A 24,180-nucleotide genomic window follows, 5' to 3' on the forward strand; every position below is an offset into this window, starting at 1 on the left:
CATCAATCCCAATGTAATTGTGATAATTTTCCATAACTTAGTATTGTGATTAAACAAAAGTGTTGAATTCTTTAAAGCCTTTATTAGACCTTGAAGTCTATCATTCTATCTAAAGTTATTCAACAAAATTCAAAAAGGAAGCAGAGGACTAATGCGCCAGAAGAGTCTTACTTAGCGAGCGTCCAAGTTCACCCCTGCTTTCTTTTAATAAATTTACTCCCTTTTGACAAGTACAAAGTAAAGGCGAGCGTCTCGCTCGTGTCCATAAATACAATAAAAGCCACTGCTCCAGCAGTGGTTTTTATCTCTTACTTTTCAAACAACTTTTCCAGTCTGCTCATCATTTCATCCTTATTCTTTCAACATACGTTCATACAACGCAATTCCGTAATTTATAAATCTTGGAGGCTATAAATAAGAACTCCGCTGCAATTAATTGCAGCGGAGTTCTTTATATTTTAAAAAAAGCTTATTCATCATCTCTTTCTCCCAAAGATTCTTTCAGCTTGATCAATTCAGCTTTTACAAATTCCAGGCGGTCGATGAGAGTGATCGTTTCGGAAATTTTACTGTTGGTGGTCAAAGCGATACGGGCTCCGTCCAGAGTGTATCCTTTTTCTTTTACCAGGTGATAGATCATCTGAAGGTTTTTGATGTCTTCAGGAGTGAAATATCGGTTACCTTTTCTGTTTTTTTTAGGCTTGATAATAGGGAATTCCTGTTCCCAGTAACGTATTAATGAAGTGTTTACATCGAATGCTTTAGCTACTTCTCCTATAGAATAATACAGTTTATCAGGTAAATTTATTTTCATTTTACAACTCCTAAACCTCAAAGATAAAAATTTTTTAAAGTTTCACCCAAATATATTGTAAAAAGTGCGGTATGACTTTCATTGCTATATATAAATATTTTTATTCATAAATGCGTGAAAAAAATTGAAATAAATCTGATTTTTTAATATCTTAGACGAACTTAAACCCAAATTAGAATGATATGAAACATTATTTCTTTATTTTCTCACTGATGATCCCTTTTCTAGGGTTTTCACAGTGGACAAGAACTGAGGTCAGGTCTCAGAAAGTTAAAAAATCACAGGAAAAATTAGAATTTTCCGGGTTGTATGCGTTAAATGCAGATCAACTCAAACAGACATTGAAAAATGCTCCAGTTCGTTTTTCAAGCGAAAAAGGAGTGGTCATTTCCCTTCCCGCAGCCAATGGAAAGCTGGAAAAATTTCAGGTTTGGGAATACTCAAACATGGCTCCTGAATTACAGGCGAAATTTCCGGATATCAGATCTTATGTAGGAACAGGATTGGAAGATCCTTCTGTATATGTAAGATTCAGTCTTTCTCCAGTTGGTTTTTCTTCCATGATAACCAGATCCGGAACCTCTGAGTTTATTGAACCCTATACTGAAGACAGAGCTGTATATGCCGTTTTTGATTCCAATTCGAGAAGAGGACAGGAAAAAGAGCCTTTTGAGTGTGATACACCCAACAAGCCGGAAAATAAAAATTCTGGAAAAAAAAACAGTGCTGTCAATAAAAAAATGGCAGGTTTTAATGTTTTCAGACTTGCTATTACCTGTACAAATGAATATGCACAGTATCATCTTACGGCAGCAGGAACACCTTCTGGAGCAACAGACGCACAAAAGAAAGCTGTTGTTTTAGCAGCAATGAATACAACATTGACACGTTTGAACGGTGTTTTTGAAAAAGATCTTTCCCTTCATTTTAATCTGGTAGCGAATAATGATGCCGTAATTTATGTTAATTCGGCTGCACCTGGTTATCCTTATACTGCATCTGGAGAACAAAACCAGGCAGGTCAGACGGCCATTACCAATCTTATTGGGGCTGCCAATTATGATATGGGACATATTTTTGATCGTGAAGACGGAAACGGATATGCGCCAGGGGATATCTGTGATGATGCTACTAAAGCAATGGGATGGACTGCAAGTAATTATCCGGAAGGAGATAATTTTGACATTGATTATGTGGCTCATGAAATGGGACATCAGTTAGGAGCTAACCATACATTCAGCTACAGTACTGCATCAGGTAATCTGGCATCACTGGTGGAGCCGGGTAGTGGTTCTACCATTATGGCTTATACCGGAATTACAAGTAACTATGACGTACAGTTTAATTCCAATGATTATTTTCATGGATTTAGTGTACAAGAGATTAAAAACAATATAAACAGTGTGGCCTGTGGTACAAACACTCCTTTTGCAAATCCCGCTCCATCCATTAATGCAGGAGCAGATTATGTGATTCCAAAATCTACTGCATTTGTACTTAAAGGAACTTCTACAGATGCCAACACAGCACCTTATACCTATACATGGGAGCAAATGGATTCAGGTTCAGCTCAGACAGGAAACAATTCTATTCCTTATCTGAACAAGCCAACGGGTCCTACCTTCAGATCCATAAGCCCTGTAAACACTCCGGTAAGATATTTCCCGGATTTCAATAAAGTATTAGCAGGTGTTCTTACTACAAAATGGGAAACTGTTTCAGGAGTAGGAAGAAATCTTAATTTCGCACTGACTGTGAGAAATAACAGTATTGCTGCACCTCAAACCAGCAAAGACGCAATGATGATCACGGTAAATAATGCTTCCGGGCCGTTTAAAGTGACTGCTCCTGCATTTGGACAGTCTGCTTCTTCGGGATCAGCAGTCAATGTAACTTGGGATGTAGCCAATACAACCCAAGCTCCTGTAAGCACGGCTAATGTAAATATTAAACTGTCTACAGATGGAGGGCTGACTTTTACTACTATTGCTGCTAACACTGCTAACGATGGAAGTGAGCAGGTTACAATTCCGGCAGGATCTACTGCTACGAATGCCTATATTTTGGTAGAAGCTGTAGGGAATATCTATTATGCGGTAAGCCCTAGCTTTGTGATTGATTACTCAGTAGAAGGGGAAAACTGTACTACCTATACGTATGGAGGTCCGGCAGTTCCTATTACGGATGGTCCTGGAGGAGATGCTGCTATTGCATCGCCTATGGTTTCAGCACCTATGACCGTTAATAATACGGGAATCATTACAAAAATTAAAGTGACTCCTTCCGTTACCCATACCTATGTAAGTGATGTTTCTTTGGGAATAGAAGGGCCTCTGGGAACTTCTGCTTTGATATGGCACAGACAATGCGGTTCTCAGGATAATATAACGGCAACATTCAGTGATACTGGAATTGCTGTCGCTTGTGCTACTCCAATTCAGGGGGAGGTAAAATCTAACGAATCATTGGGTATTTTTGTAGGGCATCCTGCACAGGGGCAGTGGAAATTATTCGCTTCCGATAACTATACAGGAGATATAGGAACGATCAATGGATGGACACTTCAGGTATGTACCCGCCAGACACAATCATTAGGAATCAAAGAAACCAATTCTCCATTGGCAGATGATATTAAGATTTATCCTAATCCAAGTGATGGTAATTTCTTTATTAAATCTCAAAATATAAAAGGAGATGTTAAAGTAAATATGTTTGATTCGAGTGGAAGATTAATCTATTCTTCAGCGTATAAGAGCGAGGGGAATAATACAAAAGAGTTTAATGTAAATGTACCTAAAGGAGTATATGTGATCAGCATCAATTCTTCAAAAGGAGTTTATAACAGCAAGCTCATCATAAAATAAACAGCTTAGTTATAACAAGATAATAAGGATCGGTCTCTACCGGTCCTTTTTTTGTCTAAATTTGTGGATCCTTACGATGCATATAAATATAAGTGATGAATCCAATCTCAGTTCTTCATATCAATCTTTTCCAGGCAGGTAAAAATACTTCAGATTTTTATTTTAACACGATGAAGAATCATTTGGTGGTGGGACATCGTCACATAGAAAAGCCTCACAGACATGATTTCTATGCAACTGTGCTTTTTACCAAAGGAGTAGGCGTGCATGAGATCGACTTTCAGAAATATGAAGTTTCCGAAGGAAGTCTCTTTTTTTTGTCACCCGGGCAGATTCATAGCTGGGAGCTTTCGGAAGATATAGAAGGCTATATTTTCTTTTGTTCCCAAGAGTTTTATGAAATGCATTATGTAAATCAGAAGCTCAAGAATTTTCCCTTTTTTGGATCGGTATCTTTTCCCAGAAAACTTCAGCTGGATCCTTTGGAGGTAAAGAAAAATATTAAATTATTTCAGGAACTTGAGAAAGAGCACCAGGCTAAAAATTTGATGAAAGAAGGCCTTATTCTGTCACTCATGTCACAGATTTTCATCAATGCTACGAGATTGTTTTCCAGGGATTTTGATCCCTTGGCTTCTGCTGCCGGACTTTCTTATTTTAAACATTATCAGGATTTTGAAAACCTGATTGAACAAGATTTCACCTCTCATAAATCCATTGCTTATTATTCTTCCTTATTGGGGATTTCATCTAAGCATCTGAACAGAATCGTACAGACTGTTGTTCAAAAAACAGCTACTGATGTTATTACGGAAAGAGTTGTATTGGAAGCCAAAAGAATGTTGATGTACCTGGATGAAAGCCTGGTTGAAATTGCTTTCAGGCTGGGATATGAAGAATATTCTTACTTTGTAAGAGTCTTCCGGAAAAGCTCCGGAATGACTCCCACTCAGTTTATGAGGAAATATAAGGCGTAATGAGTTTAAAATTCAAAGTTTATCAGGATAATAGAATGAGAGCGAGATTATTGTAAACCACCCCCGTCAAAAATTCTTTGAATTTTCGCCACCCCTCCGGAGGAGGGGAATGATGAGAATATCAACTACTTTTCCTAATCCCTAATCCCTAATCCCTAATCCCTAATCCCTGCTACCTAATATCTATAACCTGCAACCTATCACCCATTATCTGCAACCTAAAGAGCTAATTTAAACGGTCCTTCAAAAGTAGTCTCAAACGAATCTTCCAGTTTTCCTTTCTCATCGAAAACACCGATAACCATATTTTGTTTGGAGAGCTTAATGTCTTCTTCAGGGAAAGAAATATTAATGTTTCCTTTCAGGATCTGGTCGCCTTTCAAGATGATTGTTTCAGAACCGAAATAAGTGATTTCAGCATTTGTTGGAGTGATCACTTTGATGTTCAGGGTCTTCTTTTCATTCGATTTATTCAGAAGGGTATAGATAAAAGTATTGGTGATTTTACCATTTTTAACGAAAAATGTAGAACCTGCTGGTTTGATGAATTTGGCTTCCATAGAACCACGATCATACATTAAGAATCCAAGGAATCCTATCAATAATGCCAGAATAATAGTGGTAGCTTTCATTCTTGGAGTAAATTTGAACGTTTCACCGTTTTCAATTTCTGATTCTGTAGCATAACGAACCAGCCCTTTAGGTAAGCCAACTTTTTCCATTACCTCATCACATGCGTCGATACATGCTGTACAGTTCACACACTCCAGTTGCTGTCCGTGTCTGATGTCAATTCCTGTAGGACATACTACCACACATTGATTACAGTCGATACAATCTCCTTTTCCTGCCGCTTTTCTATCTTCATTATTTCTCCATTTTGAACGGCCTTCCCCTCTTTTAAAATCATAATAGACATTGATCGTCTGTTTGTCAATCAATACTCCTTGAAGCCTTCCATAAGGGCATACTAAAGTACAAACCTGCTCACGAAGCCATGCAAAAACAAAATAGAAGGTCATTGTAAAAAATATCATAGCGGTAAACTTCAATGAGTTTCCTTCAGGGCCCTCACTCATAATACGGAAAACCTCTTTATATCCCACGATATACATGAACATAAAGTGAGAAATGATAAGTGAAATTAAAAGGAAAACGGACCATTTCGTCAGCCTTTTTCGGATTTTCTCTGCATCCCATTCCTGTCTGTCGAGCTTCATCTGCTTATTTCGGTCTCCTTCGATCCAGTATTCTATTTTGCGGAAAATCATTTCCATAAAAAGGGTTTGAGGGCACAGCCAGCCACAGAATATCCTTCCGAAAACCACGGTAAACAGCATTACGAAAATGACAGATGTTACTGCCCCTAAGGCAAGAATGAAAAAGTCCTGCAGGTAAAATGACTGCCCAACGATAAAGAATTTCCCGTCAATGACATTAATGAGAAGAAAAGGATTATTGTTGATGGTTACAAAAGGCAATCCGAAAAATAAAGCAAGGAGAACGTAACTGGTATAATTCCTGTAATTGGTATACTTTCCTTTAGGCTTTCTTGGGAAAATCCACTTTCTCTTTCCGGTTTCATCCATGGTTCCCACTGAATTTCTGAAATCTTCATTTTCAATTTCCAAGGACTTGATGTTGTTGGACTCTACGCTCATTGTTGTATGCTATAAAAGTATTTTTGTGCTATTTTCATCCAGATCTATCTCTATTCTCAGAATGATTTTTTCATGAAAAAAAAGTGATTGATCTTGTTATTGCAAAGCTCCGAATTATATCCTTTTACTACTAATATGATCTACTTCCAAAATAGGACAATTGAGACATTTTGTATTTGTAGTTTTTATTGTATCAAAACGAGAAAATATTTTGAAACCTGTTGGTCATATTGTAAATTGCAGCTTTAAAAGTGAAGCATGAAGAATATATTTAAAATAAGCATGATTGGTTTGGTTTTCGCATTGGTAAACTGTCAATCAGTAAATTATAGTAAAATGTTTTATGAAGGAGTAAAGCCGGAAATGGTTTCTGACAAGTTCAGTTTCACAGAAGGGCCATCAACAGATCAAGAGGGGAATGTCTATTTTACCGACCAACCCAACGATAAAATATATTATTGGAGCTGGAAAACCAATCAGATCATAGAATTTTTAGATAAGACGGGAAGAGCAAACGGAACACACTTTGACAAAGACGGATATTTAATTACCTGTTCGGATGACCAGGGAGAGATCTGGAAGATCTCAAAAGATAAAAAAGTAGAAGTTCTGCTCAAAGGTTTTGAAGGAAAACGACTGAATGGGCCGAATGATGTCTGGAATGATGCTGTTGGAGGAATGTATTTTACAGATCCTCTGTATGAAAGAAATTATTGGATTGGTTTTAAACAGGAACTTTCACATAAAAGTCTTTACTACAGAAATAAAGAAGGCAAAGTAACCAAGCTGGATACATTTACACAGCCTAACGGGATTGTAGGAAGTGAAAAATTGAAGAAATTATACCTTTCAGATATTGATGCCGGAAAAACATATGTGTATGATATATTAAGTGATGGAAAACTGTCTGAGAAAAAGCTTTTCTGCGAAATGGGTTCAGACGGAATGGAGCTTGATAAGCATGGAAATCTTTATTTAACAGGAGATGGGGTACATGTTTTTAACCGTCTGGGAAAGAAGATTTACCATATTTCTATTCCTGAAAAATGGACTTCCAATGTAACCTTTGGAGGGAAAAACAATGATATACTCTTCATTACCGCTTCAAAATCTGTGTATACTTTCCCTACCAGAGTAAGAGGAATAAAATAATATATCGATATTTCTTTATACTAAAATAGCTCTGAAGTTCATAAAAACTTCAGAGCTATTTTTTGTTTTGGTATTGAAGCCACCCCATCAAAGGAGTAGGATTTTCGAATGCTTCAATGCTATGTCTTTGAAATTGTTGTGGCTTTAAAGCTTAATAAGCCACTTCCATTTTTACTTTTTTACCTTTTAGTTTTTCGTTCTGAAGTGTTTTTAAAAGAGTATTTACTTTACTTCTTGAAACAGCAACATAGGATGTGGTGTCTTTTACTTCGATAATCCCGACATCTTCTTTTTGCAGCTGTCCTTTTTTGAGTAAGTAGCCTACAATATCCACTTTATTGACTTTGTCTTTTTTTCCTGCACTGATGTAAACCGTCTGGAAAGGTGTTTTTTGCGGAACTTTGGTGAATCCGGCAACACTTTCTTCGGGCGTATTATTTTTAATGAACGGGAAGTTTTCATCCTCTGTCATAATCAGATATACAAAACCTTTGGCATTCATTCTTGCGGTACGTCCGTTTCTGTGGATAAAGGCATCTTCTTTGGGAGGCAATTGGTAATGAACAATAGATTCTATCTCAGGAATATCAAGTCCACGGGCTGCCAGATCTGTTGTAATAAGGATTCTTGCAGAATCATTTCTGAATTTAAGCAGAGCACGTTCTCTTTCATCCTGTTCCATACCACCATGGAAGGTTTCCCTGTCGATTCCCATCTGATGAAGAAGCTCAGAGATACGGTCTACAGCCTCACGGTGATTACAGAAGATCAGGGTTCTCTTATTTCCGATTTTACAAATCAGATTGAAAAGAGTATCCAGTTTTTCCTCAGAAATAGTCATTACTTTTCTTAATTGAATATCCGGTTTTACTTCGTTTTCTTTAAGGAAACTAATTACTTTTTCATCTTTTAACCCTGTGAACGCAGGAATTTCGTCCATCTCAGTTGCTGAGGTTAGAAGCCTTTGGGAAGTACCTTTCAATGAATTAATGATAAATTCCATATCATCATGGAAGCCTAGTTCCAGAGCCTTATCAAATTCATCAAGAACCAGTGTTTTTATCGTTTTCGGATCAAAATTATCATTCCTTAGATGATAGGCCACTCTTCCCGGAGTTCCGATCAATACAGCTGGGGCTTCTATTAAATTATTAACCTCTATTTTTTTATCATGCCCGCCATAGCAAACAGAAACTTTAAAATCTGTTCCCATAGCTTTGAAAACCTGCTCAATCTGTAAAGCAAGTTCTCTGGCTGGAACCAATATCAAAGCCTGAACTCCCTGAACATTTTTTTTCAGATCCCGAAGAACGGGGAATAAAAAAGCAAGAGTCTTTCCAGATCCTGTAGGAGAGAGTAAAACAATGTCTGTATTATTTTCAGACGCTTTATAAGTAGATTTCTGCATTTGATTCATGTCTTGAATCTGCAGTTTTTGATAAATTGATTCTAATTCCATGATGCAAATTTAGAATAAAGGAATGGTTAAATGAAATAATCTATTTGTTTAGTCGCTTCATTATTTCATTTCCTCTTGTCAAAGTCACTGGATATGCTTCCTCAGGATTGCTGATTGATTTGGCATAAAATTCTTTCCCTATTTTAGTATTTCCCTGCACAAGATTTATATAGCCTGATATTTCGTACATGAAATTCCGCAGCTTAAGATCTTTATTTTCGTGAGCAGATAAATAGTTCAGCAGTTTTTCAGCAGAGGCCAATCTGTTGTCTTTATACTTCTTTATATCATATCCCTGAGGTTTACTGAACCAATAGCCCCATTCACTGCCATTATCATGTTCGTTCCATGAATATTTGATGAGTTGTAAGGCTGCCTCCAACATAGCGGAATTTAACTTTTCATTTTTTGGCGATAATTTCTCACTTTCTGCGATATAGTGATCAATGGTTGTATCTATACCTTTATCTTTCATTTCCTGGAAAATAGATTCTTTAAGGTATAAAGAATGGTTCTTTGAGAAATTTTCATATGCAAATGAAACGGGAAAATGGTCGGCAAGATTTTCTACTTTGTATCCTTTCTTGAGTTCAGATTTCAAATCAATGGTATAAACTGTATTGTAGTCGTGGAAAAGATAAACGTAAATGATTCCTTTTTTCAGATCATAGATGGCAGAGTATAATGTGTTTAGGTCTCCTTCCTGATGCGTTTTGTCCAGGATTTTCTTTAAAAACTCTACATTATTTTCTTTTGAAGCAGAAAGCATTTCAGTTGCCATTTCCGGTCTTAAGCAGGATAGTTTTCCGTTGATCATATTGCAGTTTGCATTCACTTGAAATTCGCCTGTTTTTTCAACAATCCCTTTCGGATTTACCATAATAGAATTACCTTCTTTATCTGCTATTAAAACTTTAGAAGATGAGACATAATCATACTTTTTTAATATAACCATGGCTTCTTTTACGGTTTTACATTTTCCAAGCACTTCCCACATAATATCTCCCGGATAAGGATTGGTAAGGTTCAATTTACTAAGGTCATAATTAGCTGCTGTATAATCAAAGAATAACCCATGCTCATTCATTGCTGCTGCTATCTGCATGTCCGGTGCTCCGAAACAAACAGAGGCATAGCGGTCTTTGGTACTAGGATTATACCAGATCCTGGTGAAAGGTGTCGTGTCATCCTCATTGGCCGCTGCAAATACTTCACCTCCTCTGGAGCATGAGAATATGGTACAGGCTTTCATGGTAGCTATACACCCTGACAAACTGATTAAAATTAAAAGGAAATATTTTTGCATAATAAAGTTTTCATAGATATTGATCTTTTGATTAATGAAATATATTTTTGTTAAATCATATGCTGATGAATTTATATTCCGTTAAAGAATGGATAATCTAAATAAATGAGACACAGCTCCTCAAAAATTAAAGCCTAAAACCGGATGCCGGTTGTTCAGTATCTTAGCCCTTGATTCCCGGTTCTTGCTTCTTTTAATAAATATATATTGACAATCAGTTATTTATTGGATGTATTTGTGAAAGAAAACCTATTGTTTGTTTTAAATAAAATTCATATCTTTGCACCCACTTTTGTGGCGAAAAGGTTTGATGGGTAAATTACTTACAATTAATTACTTCCGTATTTTTTAATCCGCATTTATTCAAACCGTTAAAAAAGAAGGAATACAAATTTTTATTAGAAAATGTCAAAAGAGACAAATTCAGCAGAGGTTATTTTAAACCAAAACGTAGCACCAGAACAATTTGATTGGGATTCATTCGAATCAGGTCTTGATGCAGATGCGAGAAAAGAAAAAAGCGACTTAGAAGAAATCTACAACGGATCTCTTAACAGCCTAAACGACAATGACGTTTTAGTTGGTAGAGTAGTAAGATTAACTGACAAAGAAGCTATCGTAGACATCAACTTCAAATCTGAAGGTGTTATTTCTCTTAACGAATTCCGTTACAACCAAGGCCTAAAAGTAGGTGATGAGGTAGAAGTAATGGTTGACAAAAGAGAAGACAAAACTGGTCAGTTACAATTATCTCACAGAAAAGCTAGAACGCTTAAAGCTTGGGATAAAGTAAACGAACTTCACGAAACTGGAGAAATCGTTAACGGTTTTGTTAAATCTAGAACTAAAGGTGGTATGATCGTTGACGTACACGGAATCGAAGCATTCTTACCTGGTTCTCAAATTGACGTTAAGCCAATTAAAGATTACGATCAGTTCGTAGGAAAAACTATGGAGTTCAAAGTTGTGAAAATCAACCCTGAGTTCAAAAACGTAGTTGTATCTCACAAAGCATTGATCGAAGCAGATATCGAAGGTCAGAAAAAAGAAATCATCGCTCAACTTGAAAAAGGTCAGGTTCTTGAAGGTACTGTTAAGAACATTACTTCTTACGGTGTATTCATTGACTTAGGAGGTGTTGATGGATTGATCCACATTACAGACCTTTCTTGGTCTAGAGTGAACCACCCATCTGAAATCCTAGAGGACGGACAAACTGTAAAAGTTGTAATCCTTGATTTTGATGATGAGAAAACAAGAATCCAATTAGGTATGAAGCAATTAGAAGCTCATCCTTGGGATGCTCTTTCTGCTGACATGAAAGTTGGAGACAAAGTAAAAGGAAAAGTAGTAGTTCTTGCTGACTATGGTGCATTCGTTGAGATCGCTCCAGGTGTAGAAGGATTAATCCACGTTTCTGAAATGTCTTGGTCTACTCACTTAAGATCTGCTGGTGACTTTGTGAAAGTAGGTGATGAAGTAGAAGCTGAAGTATTAACTTTAGATAGAGAAGAAAGAAAAATTTCTCTTGGTATCAAGCAATTGTCTAAAGATCCATGGGAAAACATCGAAACTAAGTATCCTGTAGGATCTCAGCATGTAGGAACTGTAAGAAACTTCACTAACTTTGGTGTATTCGTAGAGTTAGAAGAAGGTATCGACGGATTAATCTACATCTCTGATCTTTCTTGGACTAAGAAAATCAAGCACCCATCTGAGTTCTGTGCAGTAGGTGATAAATTGAATGTTGTAGTTCTTGAATTAGATATCCAAGCTAGAAGATTATCTCTAGGTCACAAGCAATTGACTGAAAACCCATGGGATAAATTCGAAACTAAATATGCTGAAGGAACTATCCACGCTGGTAAAGCAGTAGAAGTTCACGATAAAGGAGCTTCTGTTCAATTCGAAGATGCTGAAGTAGAAGCATTCTGTCCTTCAAGATTATTAGAGAAAGAAGATGGATCTAAAATCAAAAAAGGTGAAGATGCTCAATTCAAAGTAATCGAATTCAACAAAGAATTCAAGAGAGTAGTAGTATCTCACACAGGTACTTTCAGAGACGAAGAAAAGAAAAACGTAAAAGAAGCTTCTTCTAGAAACGTAAGTTCTTCTAACAATGAAGAAAGATCTACACTTGGAGACATCGATGCATTAGCAGAGTTGAAAAGAAAAATGGAAGAAGGTAAATAATCTTTGAACCATTCATAAATAAGGAGCCGCTCGTTTGAGCGGCTTTTTTTGTACCTATATGTAAGAATGTACAATTTTATAAATAAATGATGGTAATTATATAAGATTTTACACTAATCTTGATATCTTAATGTCATTCTGAATGTAACGAAGTGAAATGAAGAATCTAAGCCATATATGAGATTCTTCCTTCGTCAGAATGACAATGATATAGTAACCTAAATTATAATAGGATAGCTTTTTAAGATATTATAAGTTGAAAAAAATGAGGTTTATATTCATTAAAAGATTTAATAATAAATGATTCGTTTGGTGAAATATTTAAATAAAAAATAGCTAGAAGTGCTTTAAATATAATGTGATAGGCATAAATCCCTGGTGGGATTCTCGGTGTTGAGAAATATGTAAAATGATTTTAGGTTTTATTTTATATTAGTATTTATTTATTATTAAATTTTGATTAAAAAAAATAGTAAAGATTTGTGAATTATTTGTAGATTAGCGGCTTTAATAATGGATATGAAAAATAAAGCTCTACCTATTTTATTTGCTGTATTTTCTGCGTTTCCAACAATATTGTTTGGGCAGGATAATGAAAAGCTGATTAAAGATTATATTTCTCAAAACAAAATAAGGGAATATAAAAAATCTGATCTTAATAGTATCATCATTGATAATGTAGATCCGTCAAAATCATTGAATGGTAATGTTGTTAAATTTTTACAGACATATAATGGCCTACCCATCTATAGCTCCGTAGGAACAGCATTGATTAAAGACAATAAAATTGTTTATTATACAGATAATTTTGTAAAAGATTATACTGCAACTACATCAGGTACAGCTGCAATCAACAAGACTTTCGCTCTTCAAAAGATAGCTGAAGATCTGAAAAATTCTGATATTGCTAATTTTACGATTCTTGAATATCTTGAAAAGACTCAGAAAAAAGCTACATCCGCCAATCAAAGACTGGTATATACCAATGATGAGAATGGGAATCTGCGTTTGGCATATGAATATACCTTAATGGAGCCAAAATCTCCAAATTACTGGAACATTTTAGTGGATGCCAATAACGGAAATATTCTGGTAAAACATAATCTGACACTCTCTTGTAACTTCCATCATGATGCCTATAGTTCAGATGCTGATTATAGCCATGCTGACCATTTTGAGAATACATTAGTTGGACCTCAAAATAATATAGTGCAAAACAATATTCCTTTGCTTGTACCGGATAATGCAACCTATAATGTATTTCCGCTGCCAATCGAAGCGCCTACTTTTGGTTCAAGATCAATTCTTACCAATCCTTGGCTTCTGAATGCTTCCCCTGAAGGATGGCATTCTGATGGGACTAATCATTATACCGTTACCCGAGGAAATAACGTTTTCGCTTATGAAGATGTGGCAGGAACAGCTTTAACGGCTCCTGACTATCTTACAGGAACTCCGGCGGAAGGAGGAGCAACAAGGAATTTTAATTTTCCTTTTAATATCAATGAAGCTCCTGTAAACAACAGAAATGCAGCCATCACCAATTTATTTTATCTGAACAACAGAATTCATGATGTTTTCTATCAGTTTGGATTTACAGAATCTGCAAAAAACTTTCAGCAGAATAACTTTGGAAACGGAGGGGTAAATGATGACTCTGTATATGCAGAAGCACAGGATGGAAGTGGACTGAATAATGCTAACTTCTCTTCACCATCAGATGGTAATAATCCTAGAATGCAGATGTACCTTTGGTCATCTATAGGTAGAATATTTTTCTATAATGCTCCAACCGCTGCTGTTTCCCGTACACCAGGAGCAGGAACAGCTCAGTTTGGTATGCCGGTGCCAATGAATGGGATAACCGGAGATGTAGCGTTATCTCCAGTTTTAGATGGATGTACTGCTTTACCGATAGGTTCTTTGATAGATAAAATTGGTTTGGTTGAAAGAGGAACATGTGCTTTTGCTGTTAAAGTAAAAAATCTTCAGGATGCGGGAGCTAAAGCGGCTATAGTTTATAACAATGCAGCGAATGGAGCTACTTTAGGAAATATGGCGGGTTCAGATGCTACAATTACGATACCTTCAGTGCTTATTATTAATTCTGAAGGAGAATATATAAAAACTCAGCTTGCTGCAAGTACAAACGTAAATGTTACTCTAAAAGGAAACATGACGCCAGACGGAAGTTTTGATAACGGAATTGTAATCCATGAATATGGCCACGGAATATCAAACAGAATGACTGGTTCGGGTTCATCATGTTTGAATGCCAATGTGAGCAAAGAGCAAATGGGTGAGGGATGGTCTGATTTCTTCGCTTTAATGCTTACGAATAAAGCTGGGGATAACTCTACTGTAGCGAGAGGTACAGGTACTTATGCATTAGGTCAGGCGATTACAGGAGGTGGTATCAGACCTAAAAAATACACAACAGATCTTACTATAAACGGATATACATACGGAAGTACCAACGGAATGGAATACAATAATGGAACATCAGTGGTTCCGGATGTACATTCTATTGGTTTTGTTTGGGCTACCATGTTATGGGATCTTCACTGGAAATATGTTGAAAAATATGGGTATTCTTCGGATGTATTATCTACGACTCCTAACGGAAGCAGAAAAGTATTACAACTGGTAACAGATGCTCTGAAACTTCAGGGATGTAACCCTAGTTTTATTGATGGAAGAAATGCAATATTAGCTGCTGAGCTAGCGACTACTGGGGGACAGGATAAGTGTATGATCTGGGGTGTTTTTGCAAGAAGAGGTTTAGGGTTGAATGCATCAGCAGGAGTTAAGAATAACATTAATGATCAGGTTCAGGACTTTAATGTACCGGAAGAATGTGTACTGGCTACCAATGAAGTGAATTCTGATAAAAATAAGAATATCTCTATCTATCCGAACCCGGCTAAAGACGAGTTTTATATCAAATTCCCAAGTAATACCCTTGGAAAAGTAAGTGTAGAGCTTTATGATATGTCTGGTAAGCTGGTTTCTTCTGAAAATAAAATTTCACCGGATGCTAAGAAAGCAATTTCTACAAGCAACCTGGTAAACGGAACGTATATGGTTAAAATAAAAGGACTTGGTTTCGAAACGGCTTCAAAAGTAATGGTTAAAAAATAATTTACTTATAATCAATTTTATAATCGCCACAAGCTTGCTTGTGGCGATTATATTTATCTATCACCGCAACGCTTCCGACTGATTTAATTTATATATTGTACCTTTGCAGGCTGTTAAAAAAATTATGAAGAAGAAAAATATACTAAAAGGTGTTTTATTTGTAGGGATTGGAGCTAGTATATACGGTATGTTAGCCACTTTTGTGAAAATGGCTTATCATGATGGCTTCACAACTTCTGAAGTGACTACCTCACAATTCGTTTTAGGTTTGATAGGACTTTTGATCCTTAATTTTATTCAGACCCTAACCTCAAAGCAGAAATTATCGAAACCAAGTTCTAAAGAAGTAAGAATGCTGCTGCTTGCAGGAACTTCTTTGGGAGGAACCAGCTTATTTTATTATATCGCTGTACAATATATCAATGTTTCAATTGCCATTGTCCTGTTGATGCAGTCTGTATGGTTCAGTGTAGTGGTAGAAAGTATTATCGCAAAAAAACTACCCAATGCAAGAAAAGTAGTTTCCGTGGTTATTGTACTGCTGGGAACTGTTCTGGCAACTAATCTAATCAATATGGAGATAGAGCTGGACTGGCATGGAGTCTTTTGGGGATTGATGGCGGCGGCTTCGTATACCTTAACGATGTTCACTTCCAATACACTGGCTACCCATCTTCCGGTTTTCAGGAAGAGTTTCATTATGCTGGCGGGTGGATCTGTAATCGTTTTTGCATTTTTATTCTTTGCCCAGATAGGACCGATGTATTCTGATGGTTTAAAATCATTATACTTAAATTTTACAGAAAATACAGAACATATTCATCCATTTAACTATTCAATATTCCTGACTTACGGATTTATACTGGCTCTTTTTGGAACCATCATTCCTCCTATTTTATTTAATATTGGGTTCCCGAATGCTGGATTAGGATTGGGAAGTATTGTCTCGTCGCTGGAACTTCCGGTTTCTGTAACGATGGCTTTTGTTTTATTGGGAGAGAAAGTATTTCTCATCCAATGGGCAGGGATTGTACTGATTCTTTTTGCTATTGTTTTGATGAATTTACCTTCAAAAAAAGAAAAAGAAGTTTCGATGGCAGAAGTGTCTTAAAAAATATTTAAATAAAAATAACAGTTTAAAACCGTTCCTTTTGGAGCGGTTTTTTTAATTTTAATCCTTAAAATAAAAGTTTCATGAAACGTTTCAGAAATATAATGGCCGCTTTTACATTGACGGTGTCCGGTTTTATATTCTCACAGGTAAAACCCCTGGATGCAATGCTCTCTGATTATCAATATCCTTATGAAGTTCATTTCCTTACTTTACAATCTCAGGGCGAAGATTTGAAAATGGCTTACATGGACGTACAGCCACAAAAACCCAATGGAAAAACAATAATGCTTCTTCATGGGAAAAATTTTAATGGAGTGTATTGGGAGAGAACAGCCAAAGATTTGTCTGCTAAAGGATTCAGAGTGGTGATTCCTGATCAGATCGGATTCGGAAAATCTTCCAAGCCTCATGCTTACCAATTTTCTTTTTCACAGCTGGCAGAAAATACAAAAGCCGTTCTGGATGAACTGAAGATTGATAAAGCTATCGTCCTGGGACATTCTATGGGAGGAATGGTAGCCACAAGATTTACCCTGCTGTATCCGGAGAAAGTACAAAAATTGATTCTTGAAAACCCGATCGGACTTGAAGATTATAAAACTTTTGCTTCCTATCAGACTATCGATCAGGCGTATCAGTCCGAACTTAAAAATACAGCGGAAACTTATAAAAATTATCAGCTGAAATTCTATTATGACAACAAATGGAAACAGGAATATCAGCCCTGGCTTGACCTGATAGCAGGATGGACACTCCATAAAGATTATCCTCAGGTAGCATGGGATGCAGCTCTTACCACGGATATGATCCACAACCAACCGGTATGTTATGAATTTAAAAATATCAAAGTTCCTACACTGCTGATCATTGGAACAAGAGACAGAACCGCGATAGGAAAGGATAGGGCGCCTAAAGAGCTGCAGCCGAAAATGGGACAGTATCAGGAATTGGGAAAGAAAACCCAGCATGAAATTGCCGGTTCAAAGCTTGTAGAGATTGATAATGTAGGACATCTGCCTCATATAGAAGTATACCCGAAATTCTTTGAAGCCCTGTATAATTTTATACAATAGAATAAGGGTAAAACTATAAAATATTTGAAACATTAAGTTTTCATAAATGATTCTGCTTCATTTTTCATCTTTGATGAAACTTAACTATTCTTATCATCTTCACTAAACTTAATGTTTCAAAATTAATTCTTCTTATGGCCAAACAGTAATAGAGTACAAACTCCAATTCCCGAAAACAAAACACACGAAATTCCCAGGTTTTGTATAAAACCAATGCTTATCAGCCCTAAACCTATCATAACATAGTAAATTAACCCCAATAGAGCCCCAGCGCTACCGGTTTCGTTTTTATAATTAACGAGCGCTGTACTCAGAATATTCGGGATCGCAATGCTGAATGCCATAACAATGAAAAAATAGGGAATCAGAAAATAGATTCCTGAGCTTGTCAGCATCCATACCAAAATAGAAGCAAAAAAGGCTAATAATACCCCAGTTTTAACCAAATATTCAGATGGTATATTCTTTAATAGGAAAAACCTGTTAAGTTGTGCTCCTGCAAATGTGCCACCCGCCAGAATAATACTGCTGTATCCGAAAACGTAGGAGGAATACTGATTTTCTTTAAAGATAAACGGAGCAAGCGAATAGTACGAAAACAACAGTACATTAAAACTCATAATCAGCAGACAGCATTTGATGATCGAAGGGTCACGAAGCATCCGTTTTAAGAGGCTGGTCAAAGTACCGATGTTGATTGTTTTCTTTGAATAGCTAGTCTCGGAAACTTTATTTCTGGAGAGAATAAAAAATAAGAGTGCCAGCAGGCATAATGTTATAAATACTCCCTGATGTCCTATAGAAGCAGCCAATACCGAACCGGTAATCATTCCGACCACTGGACTGATCGATAAACCAATTCCTATCCATGAAAATACTTTGCTGATATTGTCTTTATCATAGGTATCCCTTAGAATCGTCTGCGTTACAATGGAACCCACCGAAATTCCGAATGCAGAAATAATCCTGGCACTAAGAAGAATCATAAAATTAGGCGCAAAAATGGCTGCCATAGTCCCGATTCCGTAAGTGATAAGTCCATATTCCAATGATTTCTTTCTTCCGATCCTATCACATTGTACTCCCCAAAATGCAACCCCCACAGCAAATGCTATAAAATATAAACTGATTGTCAACGTGGCCGATTCTTCCTTCACTCCGAATTGTTCCTGCACCATTGGCAAGACAGGGCTGTAAATGGTTTCTACAAACTGCGGAAGCATTACAAGCAGAGTCAGCAGCCAGATAGGATTTGTCTTCTTCATTTTTTTTCTGCAAAGTTTCCAAAAAATCAATGTATATTTATAATGATATAAAAACAAAAAATATCAAAAATAGGACATGGCTGTACTGAAGCAAAATGATGAGTTTGATGCAGATTCCATTCCGGGAAAAGTAATCGGAATAGCCTCTGATATGGTGATGCATGATTCCGGCTTTCATTTTCATAAAACGAAGGCTCAGTTGTTGTATGCGCCATCGGGCTGTATGACCGTCACCACTTCTGACCGGCAGTTGGTTCTCCCTCCATTTAGAATGCTTTGGATTCCTGCCAATGAAATTCACCGTGTAAATTTCCGAAATGTTGTCGCCTACAGATCTATCTATTTTGATACAAGTTATGCCGAAAAATATATAGGTTCCGGTCTTAACGTTTTACATGTAAATCCTTTATTAAAAGAAATTATCGAAAGAATTTGTTTTTGGGAATGGTCGGATCTCAAAATTGATCAAACTCATCTTTTAAAGGTGTTCTGGGACGAAATGAACAAAGCGCCGGAAGAAAAACTGGAGCTAAAAATGCCTCAGGACAGACGCCTTAAAAAAATAGCCGAAGAATGGACACAACGTTACTCCATGCCACCTATGCTGAAAGATCTTGCAGAGCACACAGGAGCAGTGGAAAAAACAATCAGCCGGATTTTTAAAAAGGAAACAGGATTGCCTTATCAGGAATGGAGACAGCAATGGCGGTTACAGCGATCGATTGAGCTTTTGGTAGAAGGCAATTCAATAGGAGAGGTATCTCATATGTTAGACTTCTCTTCAGACAGTGCTTTTATTGAGTTTTTTAAAAAACACACAGGTTCTACTCCTTTGCAGTATCTAATGAAAAACGAATAGCCATCAAGTAAAAAGAGATTGAGAAAATAGTGTCTTTAACCAAAAGAAAGATTTAAAATTTCTCTAAGATGTTACCTCTGTCAAGGTTTTAAACGTTGATAGGGTGTACAGTGTATGATATTATACTAAAAGAAAGTCAGGATGACTTCTATTCTAAAAATATAAGATTTTTCTTAACTCATCTTATCTGCTTAAAAGCTCTTAATGGTTTAAAAATTCATCAATATTTCTTGCCCTATGCAAAGTCCATTGAATAATTATTTCCATAAAATTGTATAAGTCAATAGAATAGTTTTATAAAAAATAAAAGATATGGACAATTATAATACTACAATTGAGCTCAAGGCTACGGCAGAGAAAACTTATGAAGCAATTGCTCATCAGATTCCTCTTTGGTGGTCCGAGCTGTTTATTGGTGAATCAGCAAAGATGGGAGATATATTTACAGTAAGATTTGGAGACCATATTCACAAGACAATACGAATAAAAGAAGCAATACCCCATTCAAGAGTGATCTGGTCTGTTGAAGATTCACTGATTGCTATTCCTGAATTAAAAAATCAGACAGAATGGATTGGAACAACGGTAGTCTGGGAAATGGAACAAAAGGAAAACAGCAGTTTGCTGCAGCTTACCCATGTAGGTTTGAATCCGGCTGTGGAATGTTATACGATTTGTTGTGGTGGCTGGAACCAGTTTATAGGAAGTCTGAAGCTCTTTTTGGAAACGGGAACCGGAGCCCCATATAAAAACTAAGGAAATGTTTTTAACAAAAAAAAGACTGTTTATAAGTAAACAGCCTCTTTTTGTATGTATTGTTGTCTGAATTATTTCTTCTTGTAAGCAGCGTCTTTGATTCTTGCTTTTTTACCTCTAAGGTCTCTGAAGTAGTAAATTCTAGCTCTTCTAACTCTACCTTTTCTATCAACCTCAATTTTTTGAAGTGCAGGTAAGTTAATAGGGAATACTCTTTCTACACCTACATCACCACTCATTTTTCTGATTGTGAAAGTTTTTGTAGAACCAGTACCTCTTAATTGGATAACTGTTCCTTTGAAGAACTGAGTTCTTGTCTTTTGTCCTTCTTTAATTTCGTAATACACAGTAATTGTATCACCTGCTTTGAATTCAGGGAATTCTTTTTTCGCAATGTACTTGTCTTGTACGTACTTTAATAAATCCATTATTAATAAAATAAAATGTTAAGGCTAAGCAACTTACACGCTTTTCGTCAGAGGTTGAATAACAGGTTGCAAATGTACAAAATAGTTTTTGAATATGCCAAACATTTAATGTACTAAAAACTATAATTTTTTCATTCTGGTTTGGTTAAAAAGTTAACGGTTTCTTTAAAATACCATCAGGCTGAGTTTACATGGGAAGTCTACTTTTGCCCGAAGTAAAAAATCTGAGTAAAGATTTTTAAATGACTGATTTACAATTCGAAATTCTATATGTTATTTTAAAACGAAAACGATTATGAAACATTATTTCTTCTTTTTTTGTTTCGCGGTCCAGATGGCTTTCGGGCAGGCTTTGTTTCCTTATTTACAAAACCCGACTCCGAACTCTATGATCGTCAATTGGAAGACCGCTTCCAATAATGAAACAACTGTGATCTATGGAGATTCTCCAACGAATCTAAGTGTGACAGTAACGGGAACCACCAATATCTTCTCGGATACGGGGTACAACAACAATTACTATTATCATACGGCAAAGGTTACCAATCTACAGCCGAATACGAAGTATTATTATAAGATAAAAACGGGAACCAGTGAGTCTGCGGTTTATAATTTCAGAACACTTCCTTTACCGGGACAACCTGTAACGGCTAATGGGAAGATCCGCTTCCTGATCATGGGAGACAACCAGATCAAAGCAGAACCGAGATATGATACTCTTACCTTGAATGCCTACAAGAAATTAAAGGAAAAATTCGGTGCCACTTCAGATCCGTCTGATAATATTGCCCTTACTTTTATGGTGGGAGATCAGGTAGATGTGGGAACATTGGATCATTATGAGAATGTTCACTTTAAAAAGAATATTAAACTATCACCTTATCTGCCTATTCAGACCACTGTAGGAAATCATGAAACCTATGGTACGATGGGGATGAATTCTTACTATGCTCACTTTTATATTGATGAAATTAGTTATAAAGGAATAAGCTCAGGAAATGAAAATTATTATGCTCAGCAGGCCGGTAATGTATTATTTGTAAGTTTAAGTTCAGAACATACGGGATCTGCACAGCAAACATGGCTTCAGCAGGTCTTAACAGCGGCTAACAATGATGCTACTGTAGACTGGATTATTTCTTTAAGCCACAGACCTTATCAGGCGGAGCAGTATGTAGGAGATATTTCTACCTGGGTGAGAGAAAATGCAGTACCACTTCTGGTAACTTCTGACAAATACTTAATGCATGTAGGAGCTCACCATCACCTGTATCACAGAGGTCAGCTTAAAAATTCACCCAACTATCAGATCATCTCCGGAGGAACAGCTTGGGATCAGTATTGGGGAATGTCTAATGAGAAGGATTTTGATGATGTTCAGAAAACATTGACAGACTGGACCTATCAGATTGTAGAAGTAGATATTCCGACAGGTAAAGTAGATATTGAATGTTATTCTATCGGAGGAGTATACAACAAGAAAAATAATGTACTGGTAGATTCTTTCCACAGGTATAAAAACCAGCCTAAACCAGCGAAACCTTCTATTACAAACAATTTCTCAGGTCCGATTACTTTACCTTTGACATTGGATGGAAGTACCTTTTCATCTTCAAATGGAGAGCTTTTGAATACGACACAATTTATGATCAGTAAAACTTCCAATTTTTCTGTGATTGAAAAAGAATTCTACCGTGATTTTGAAAACTGGTTCGGGAAAGACGGAAACGGAACACCGGATAAGACCAAAAACCTGAATGATGGGGTAGATATTACAAAAGCAACTTTGGCTACGAATTCTATTCCAAACGGTATCTATTACGTGAAAACGCGTTACAGAGACAGAAATCTTGAGTGGAGCGACTGGAGTGATGTGAAGCAGTTTGAAGTTACTGGAAGTGTGGTTTCAAATCCTACATTTACTTTAAACAAAGCAGAATATGCTCAGAATGAAGCGATCACGGCTACTTATACTGGAGGTCCCGGAAATCAGCAGGATTGGGTAGGGATCTATAAGAAAGGACAAACTCCGGCTTCAACGACTTCACAAGGATTTATCTATACCAATGGACAGACTGCTGGTACAGCTACTTTCACTAATGGTTTGGCTAGTAAAGGTCAATATTTTGCAGGATTTTTTGCTAACGGTGGGTATACAGAAATCACGCCAAGGAAAAATTTCTATGTAGGACCGAAAGTTCAGCTGCAGGCTACCGCTGATACTTATCCTGTTGGAGGAACGGTTGTCATCAATTTTACAGACGGACCTAGTTTACAGAAAGATTGGATCGGAATTTATAAAATGGGACAAACTGCCGGGACTACAGCTTCTATTAAATGGAGCTATGTGACTACAGCATCAGGAACCCTTAATTTCACAGGACTTCCGAAAGGATATTATTATGCTCAATACTTACTTGAAGACGGATATAACGGAATCGGAGAGAAGGTATTCTTTAAAGTAGGAGATATTGTTACCGATTTATGGATCAATAAACCGGTATATACCTTAGGAGAAAATATTACTGCTTCATGGACGGATTCTCCGGGAATCATCAAAGACTGGCTGGGAATTTATCCACAAAATGTTCAGACGCCGGATGATAATTTTGTTTCTTATACCTATTTTGATGGAGTAACTCAGGGAACGAAAACAATTCAGGGAACGGCGGTACCTGCAACTCCAGGAAACTATTATATGGTAATGTTTACCAATGACTCTTATACAGAAGTTTCCAACAGAGTGCAGTTCCAGGTTGCTTCACCAACGTTGGGAACTGAAGAAACCAGAAGTACAGAGAAGAACGTAGTGTTGTATCCCAACCCAACGAAACCGGGACAGCCTACCTTTATTAAAAGTGATTACCCAATTGAAAAAATTGAATTAGTCTCAGCTTCAGGAGAGTTGCTTTATGTATCGAAAAATATCAATAACCAACGTTTCTCTTTGGTGAATGAAAACCTTCCGGCAGGTGTTTATTTTGTAAAAGTACACGGAAGAAAATTATTTACTTTAAAACTGATCATTCAGTAAATAGTAAGCTAAACACAATTATAATGTTAGAGGCTGTCAAAAATGACAGCCTCTTTTTATTTAATTTTTCAAAGATCTTTTATT

16 protein-coding genes are annotated in these 24,180 nt (G+C 36.6%); 10 read left to right on the plus strand and 6 right to left on the minus strand.

What is annotated here, in order from left to right; all coding sequences use genetic code 11:
* Positions 1 to 469 precede the first annotated feature (469 nt).
* The gene (locus tag C1634_RS06570) at positions 470 to 814 is read right to left on the minus strand and encodes a MerR family transcriptional regulator (protein WP_105703076.1); all 345 of its coding nucleotides are present in this window, start codon (positions 812 to 814) and stop codon (positions 470 to 472) included.
* Positions 815 to 996: 182 nt separating this feature from the next.
* Here C1634_RS06570 and C1634_RS06575 point away from each other — a divergent pair, with 182 nt between their 5' ends.
* Complete coding sequence (locus C1634_RS06575) at positions 997 to 3,678, plus strand: reprolysin-like metallopeptidase (protein WP_103234523.1); 2,682 nt, start codon at positions 997 to 999, stop codon at positions 3,676 to 3,678.
* A gap of 95 nt (positions 3,679 to 3,773) precedes the next feature.
* Positions 3,774 to 4,655, plus strand: a complete 882-nt coding sequence (locus tag C1634_RS06580; RefSeq protein WP_103234522.1) for an AraC family transcriptional regulator — start codon at positions 3,774 to 3,776, stop codon at positions 4,653 to 4,655.
* Between the two features lie 218 nt (positions 4,656 to 4,873).
* Here the strand turns inward: C1634_RS06580 and ccoG are convergent, their stop codons facing one another.
* Entirely contained in the window at positions 4,874 to 6,316 is a 1,443-nt protein-coding gene (gene ccoG / locus C1634_RS06585) for a cytochrome c oxidase accessory protein CcoG (RefSeq protein WP_103234521.1), read from the minus strand.
* A gap of 258 nt (positions 6,317 to 6,574) precedes the next feature.
* Between ccoG and C1634_RS06590 the strand changes: the two genes are divergently transcribed.
* Positions 6,575 to 7,468 (plus strand): SMP-30/gluconolactonase/LRE family protein, encoded by an 894-nt coding sequence (locus C1634_RS06590; RefSeq protein ID WP_109738092.1) that lies wholly within the window; start codon positions 6,575 to 6,577, stop codon positions 7,466 to 7,468.
* 151 nt (positions 7,469 to 7,619) lie between these two features.
* Here the strand turns inward: C1634_RS06590 and C1634_RS06595 are convergent, their stop codons facing one another.
* Together C1634_RS06595 and C1634_RS06600 are read right to left on the minus strand one after the other, a co-directional pair.
* Positions 7,620 to 8,927 (minus strand): DEAD/DEAH box helicase, encoded by a 1,308-nt coding sequence (locus C1634_RS06595; RefSeq protein ID WP_109738093.1) that lies wholly within the window; start codon positions 8,925 to 8,927, stop codon positions 7,620 to 7,622.
* A 40-nt stretch (positions 8,928 to 8,967) separates the two neighbouring features.
* On the minus strand, positions 8,968 to 10,233 hold the full coding sequence (locus C1634_RS06600) for a carcinine hydrolase/isopenicillin-N N-acyltransferase family protein (protein ID WP_109738094.1): 1,266 nt from the start codon (positions 10,231 to 10,233) through the stop codon (positions 8,968 to 8,970).
* 405 nt (positions 10,234 to 10,638) lie between these two features.
* Here C1634_RS06600 and rpsA point away from each other — a divergent pair, with 405 nt between their 5' ends.
* From rpsA to C1634_RS06620, 4 genes are all read left to right on the plus strand, one after another.
* Positions 10,639 to 12,426 (plus strand): 30S ribosomal protein S1, encoded by a 1,788-nt coding sequence (rpsA, locus tag C1634_RS06605; RefSeq protein WP_109738095.1) that lies wholly within the window; start codon positions 10,639 to 10,641, stop codon positions 12,424 to 12,426.
* Positions 12,427 to 12,945: 519 nt separating this feature from the next.
* A complete protein-coding gene (locus C1634_RS06610; protein ID WP_228410015.1) occupies positions 12,946 to 15,567 on the plus strand; it encodes a T9SS-dependent M36 family metallopeptidase in 2,622 nt (873 codons plus the stop codon).
* A gap of 124 nt (positions 15,568 to 15,691) precedes the next feature.
* Positions 15,692 to 16,678, plus strand: a complete 987-nt coding sequence (locus tag C1634_RS06615; RefSeq protein WP_103232939.1) for an EamA family transporter — start codon at positions 15,692 to 15,694, stop codon at positions 16,676 to 16,678.
* An 83-nt stretch (positions 16,679 to 16,761) separates the two neighbouring features.
* Entirely contained in the window at positions 16,762 to 17,754 is a 993-nt protein-coding gene (locus C1634_RS06620) for an alpha/beta fold hydrolase (protein ID WP_103232940.1), read from the plus strand.
* A gap of 122 nt (positions 17,755 to 17,876) precedes the next feature.
* Here the strand turns inward: C1634_RS06620 and C1634_RS06625 are convergent, their stop codons facing one another.
* On the minus strand, positions 17,877 to 19,019 hold the full coding sequence (locus C1634_RS06625) for an MFS transporter (RefSeq protein WP_103232941.1): 1,143 nt from the start codon (positions 19,017 to 19,019) through the stop codon (positions 17,877 to 17,879).
* 76 nt (positions 19,020 to 19,095) lie between these two features.
* Between C1634_RS06625 and C1634_RS06630 the strand changes: the two genes are divergently transcribed.
* On the plus strand, positions 19,096 to 19,878 hold the full coding sequence (locus tag C1634_RS06630; protein WP_103232942.1) for an AraC family transcriptional regulator: 783 nt from the start codon (positions 19,096 to 19,098) through the stop codon (positions 19,876 to 19,878).
* Positions 19,879 to 20,190: 312 nt separating this feature from the next.
* Positions 20,191 to 20,634 carry an SRPBCC family protein gene (locus tag C1634_RS06635; protein ID WP_103232943.1) on the plus strand — a complete coding sequence of 148 codons (444 nt, stop codon included), beginning with the start codon at positions 20,191 to 20,193 and terminating at the stop codon, positions 20,632 to 20,634.
* A gap of 71 nt (positions 20,635 to 20,705) precedes the next feature.
* Here C1634_RS06635 and rplS read toward each other — a convergent pair whose 3' ends face one another.
* Positions 20,706 to 21,062, minus strand: coding sequence for a 50S ribosomal protein L19 (gene rplS / locus C1634_RS06640; RefSeq protein WP_103232944.1), 357 nt, complete (start codon positions 21,060 to 21,062; stop codon positions 20,706 to 20,708).
* Positions 21,063 to 21,357: 295 nt separating this feature from the next.
* Here rplS and C1634_RS06645 point away from each other — a divergent pair, with 295 nt between their 5' ends.
* Positions 21,358 to 24,096 (plus strand): fibronectin type III domain-containing protein, encoded by a 2,739-nt coding sequence (locus C1634_RS06645; protein ID WP_109738097.1) that lies wholly within the window; start codon positions 21,358 to 21,360, stop codon positions 24,094 to 24,096.
* Positions 24,097 to 24,180 lie beyond the last annotated feature (84 nt).

This window comes from Chryseobacterium viscerum (assembly GCF_002899945.2).
GTDB classification, from domain to species: Bacteria; Bacteroidota; Bacteroidia; order Flavobacteriales; family Weeksellaceae; genus Chryseobacterium; species Chryseobacterium viscerum.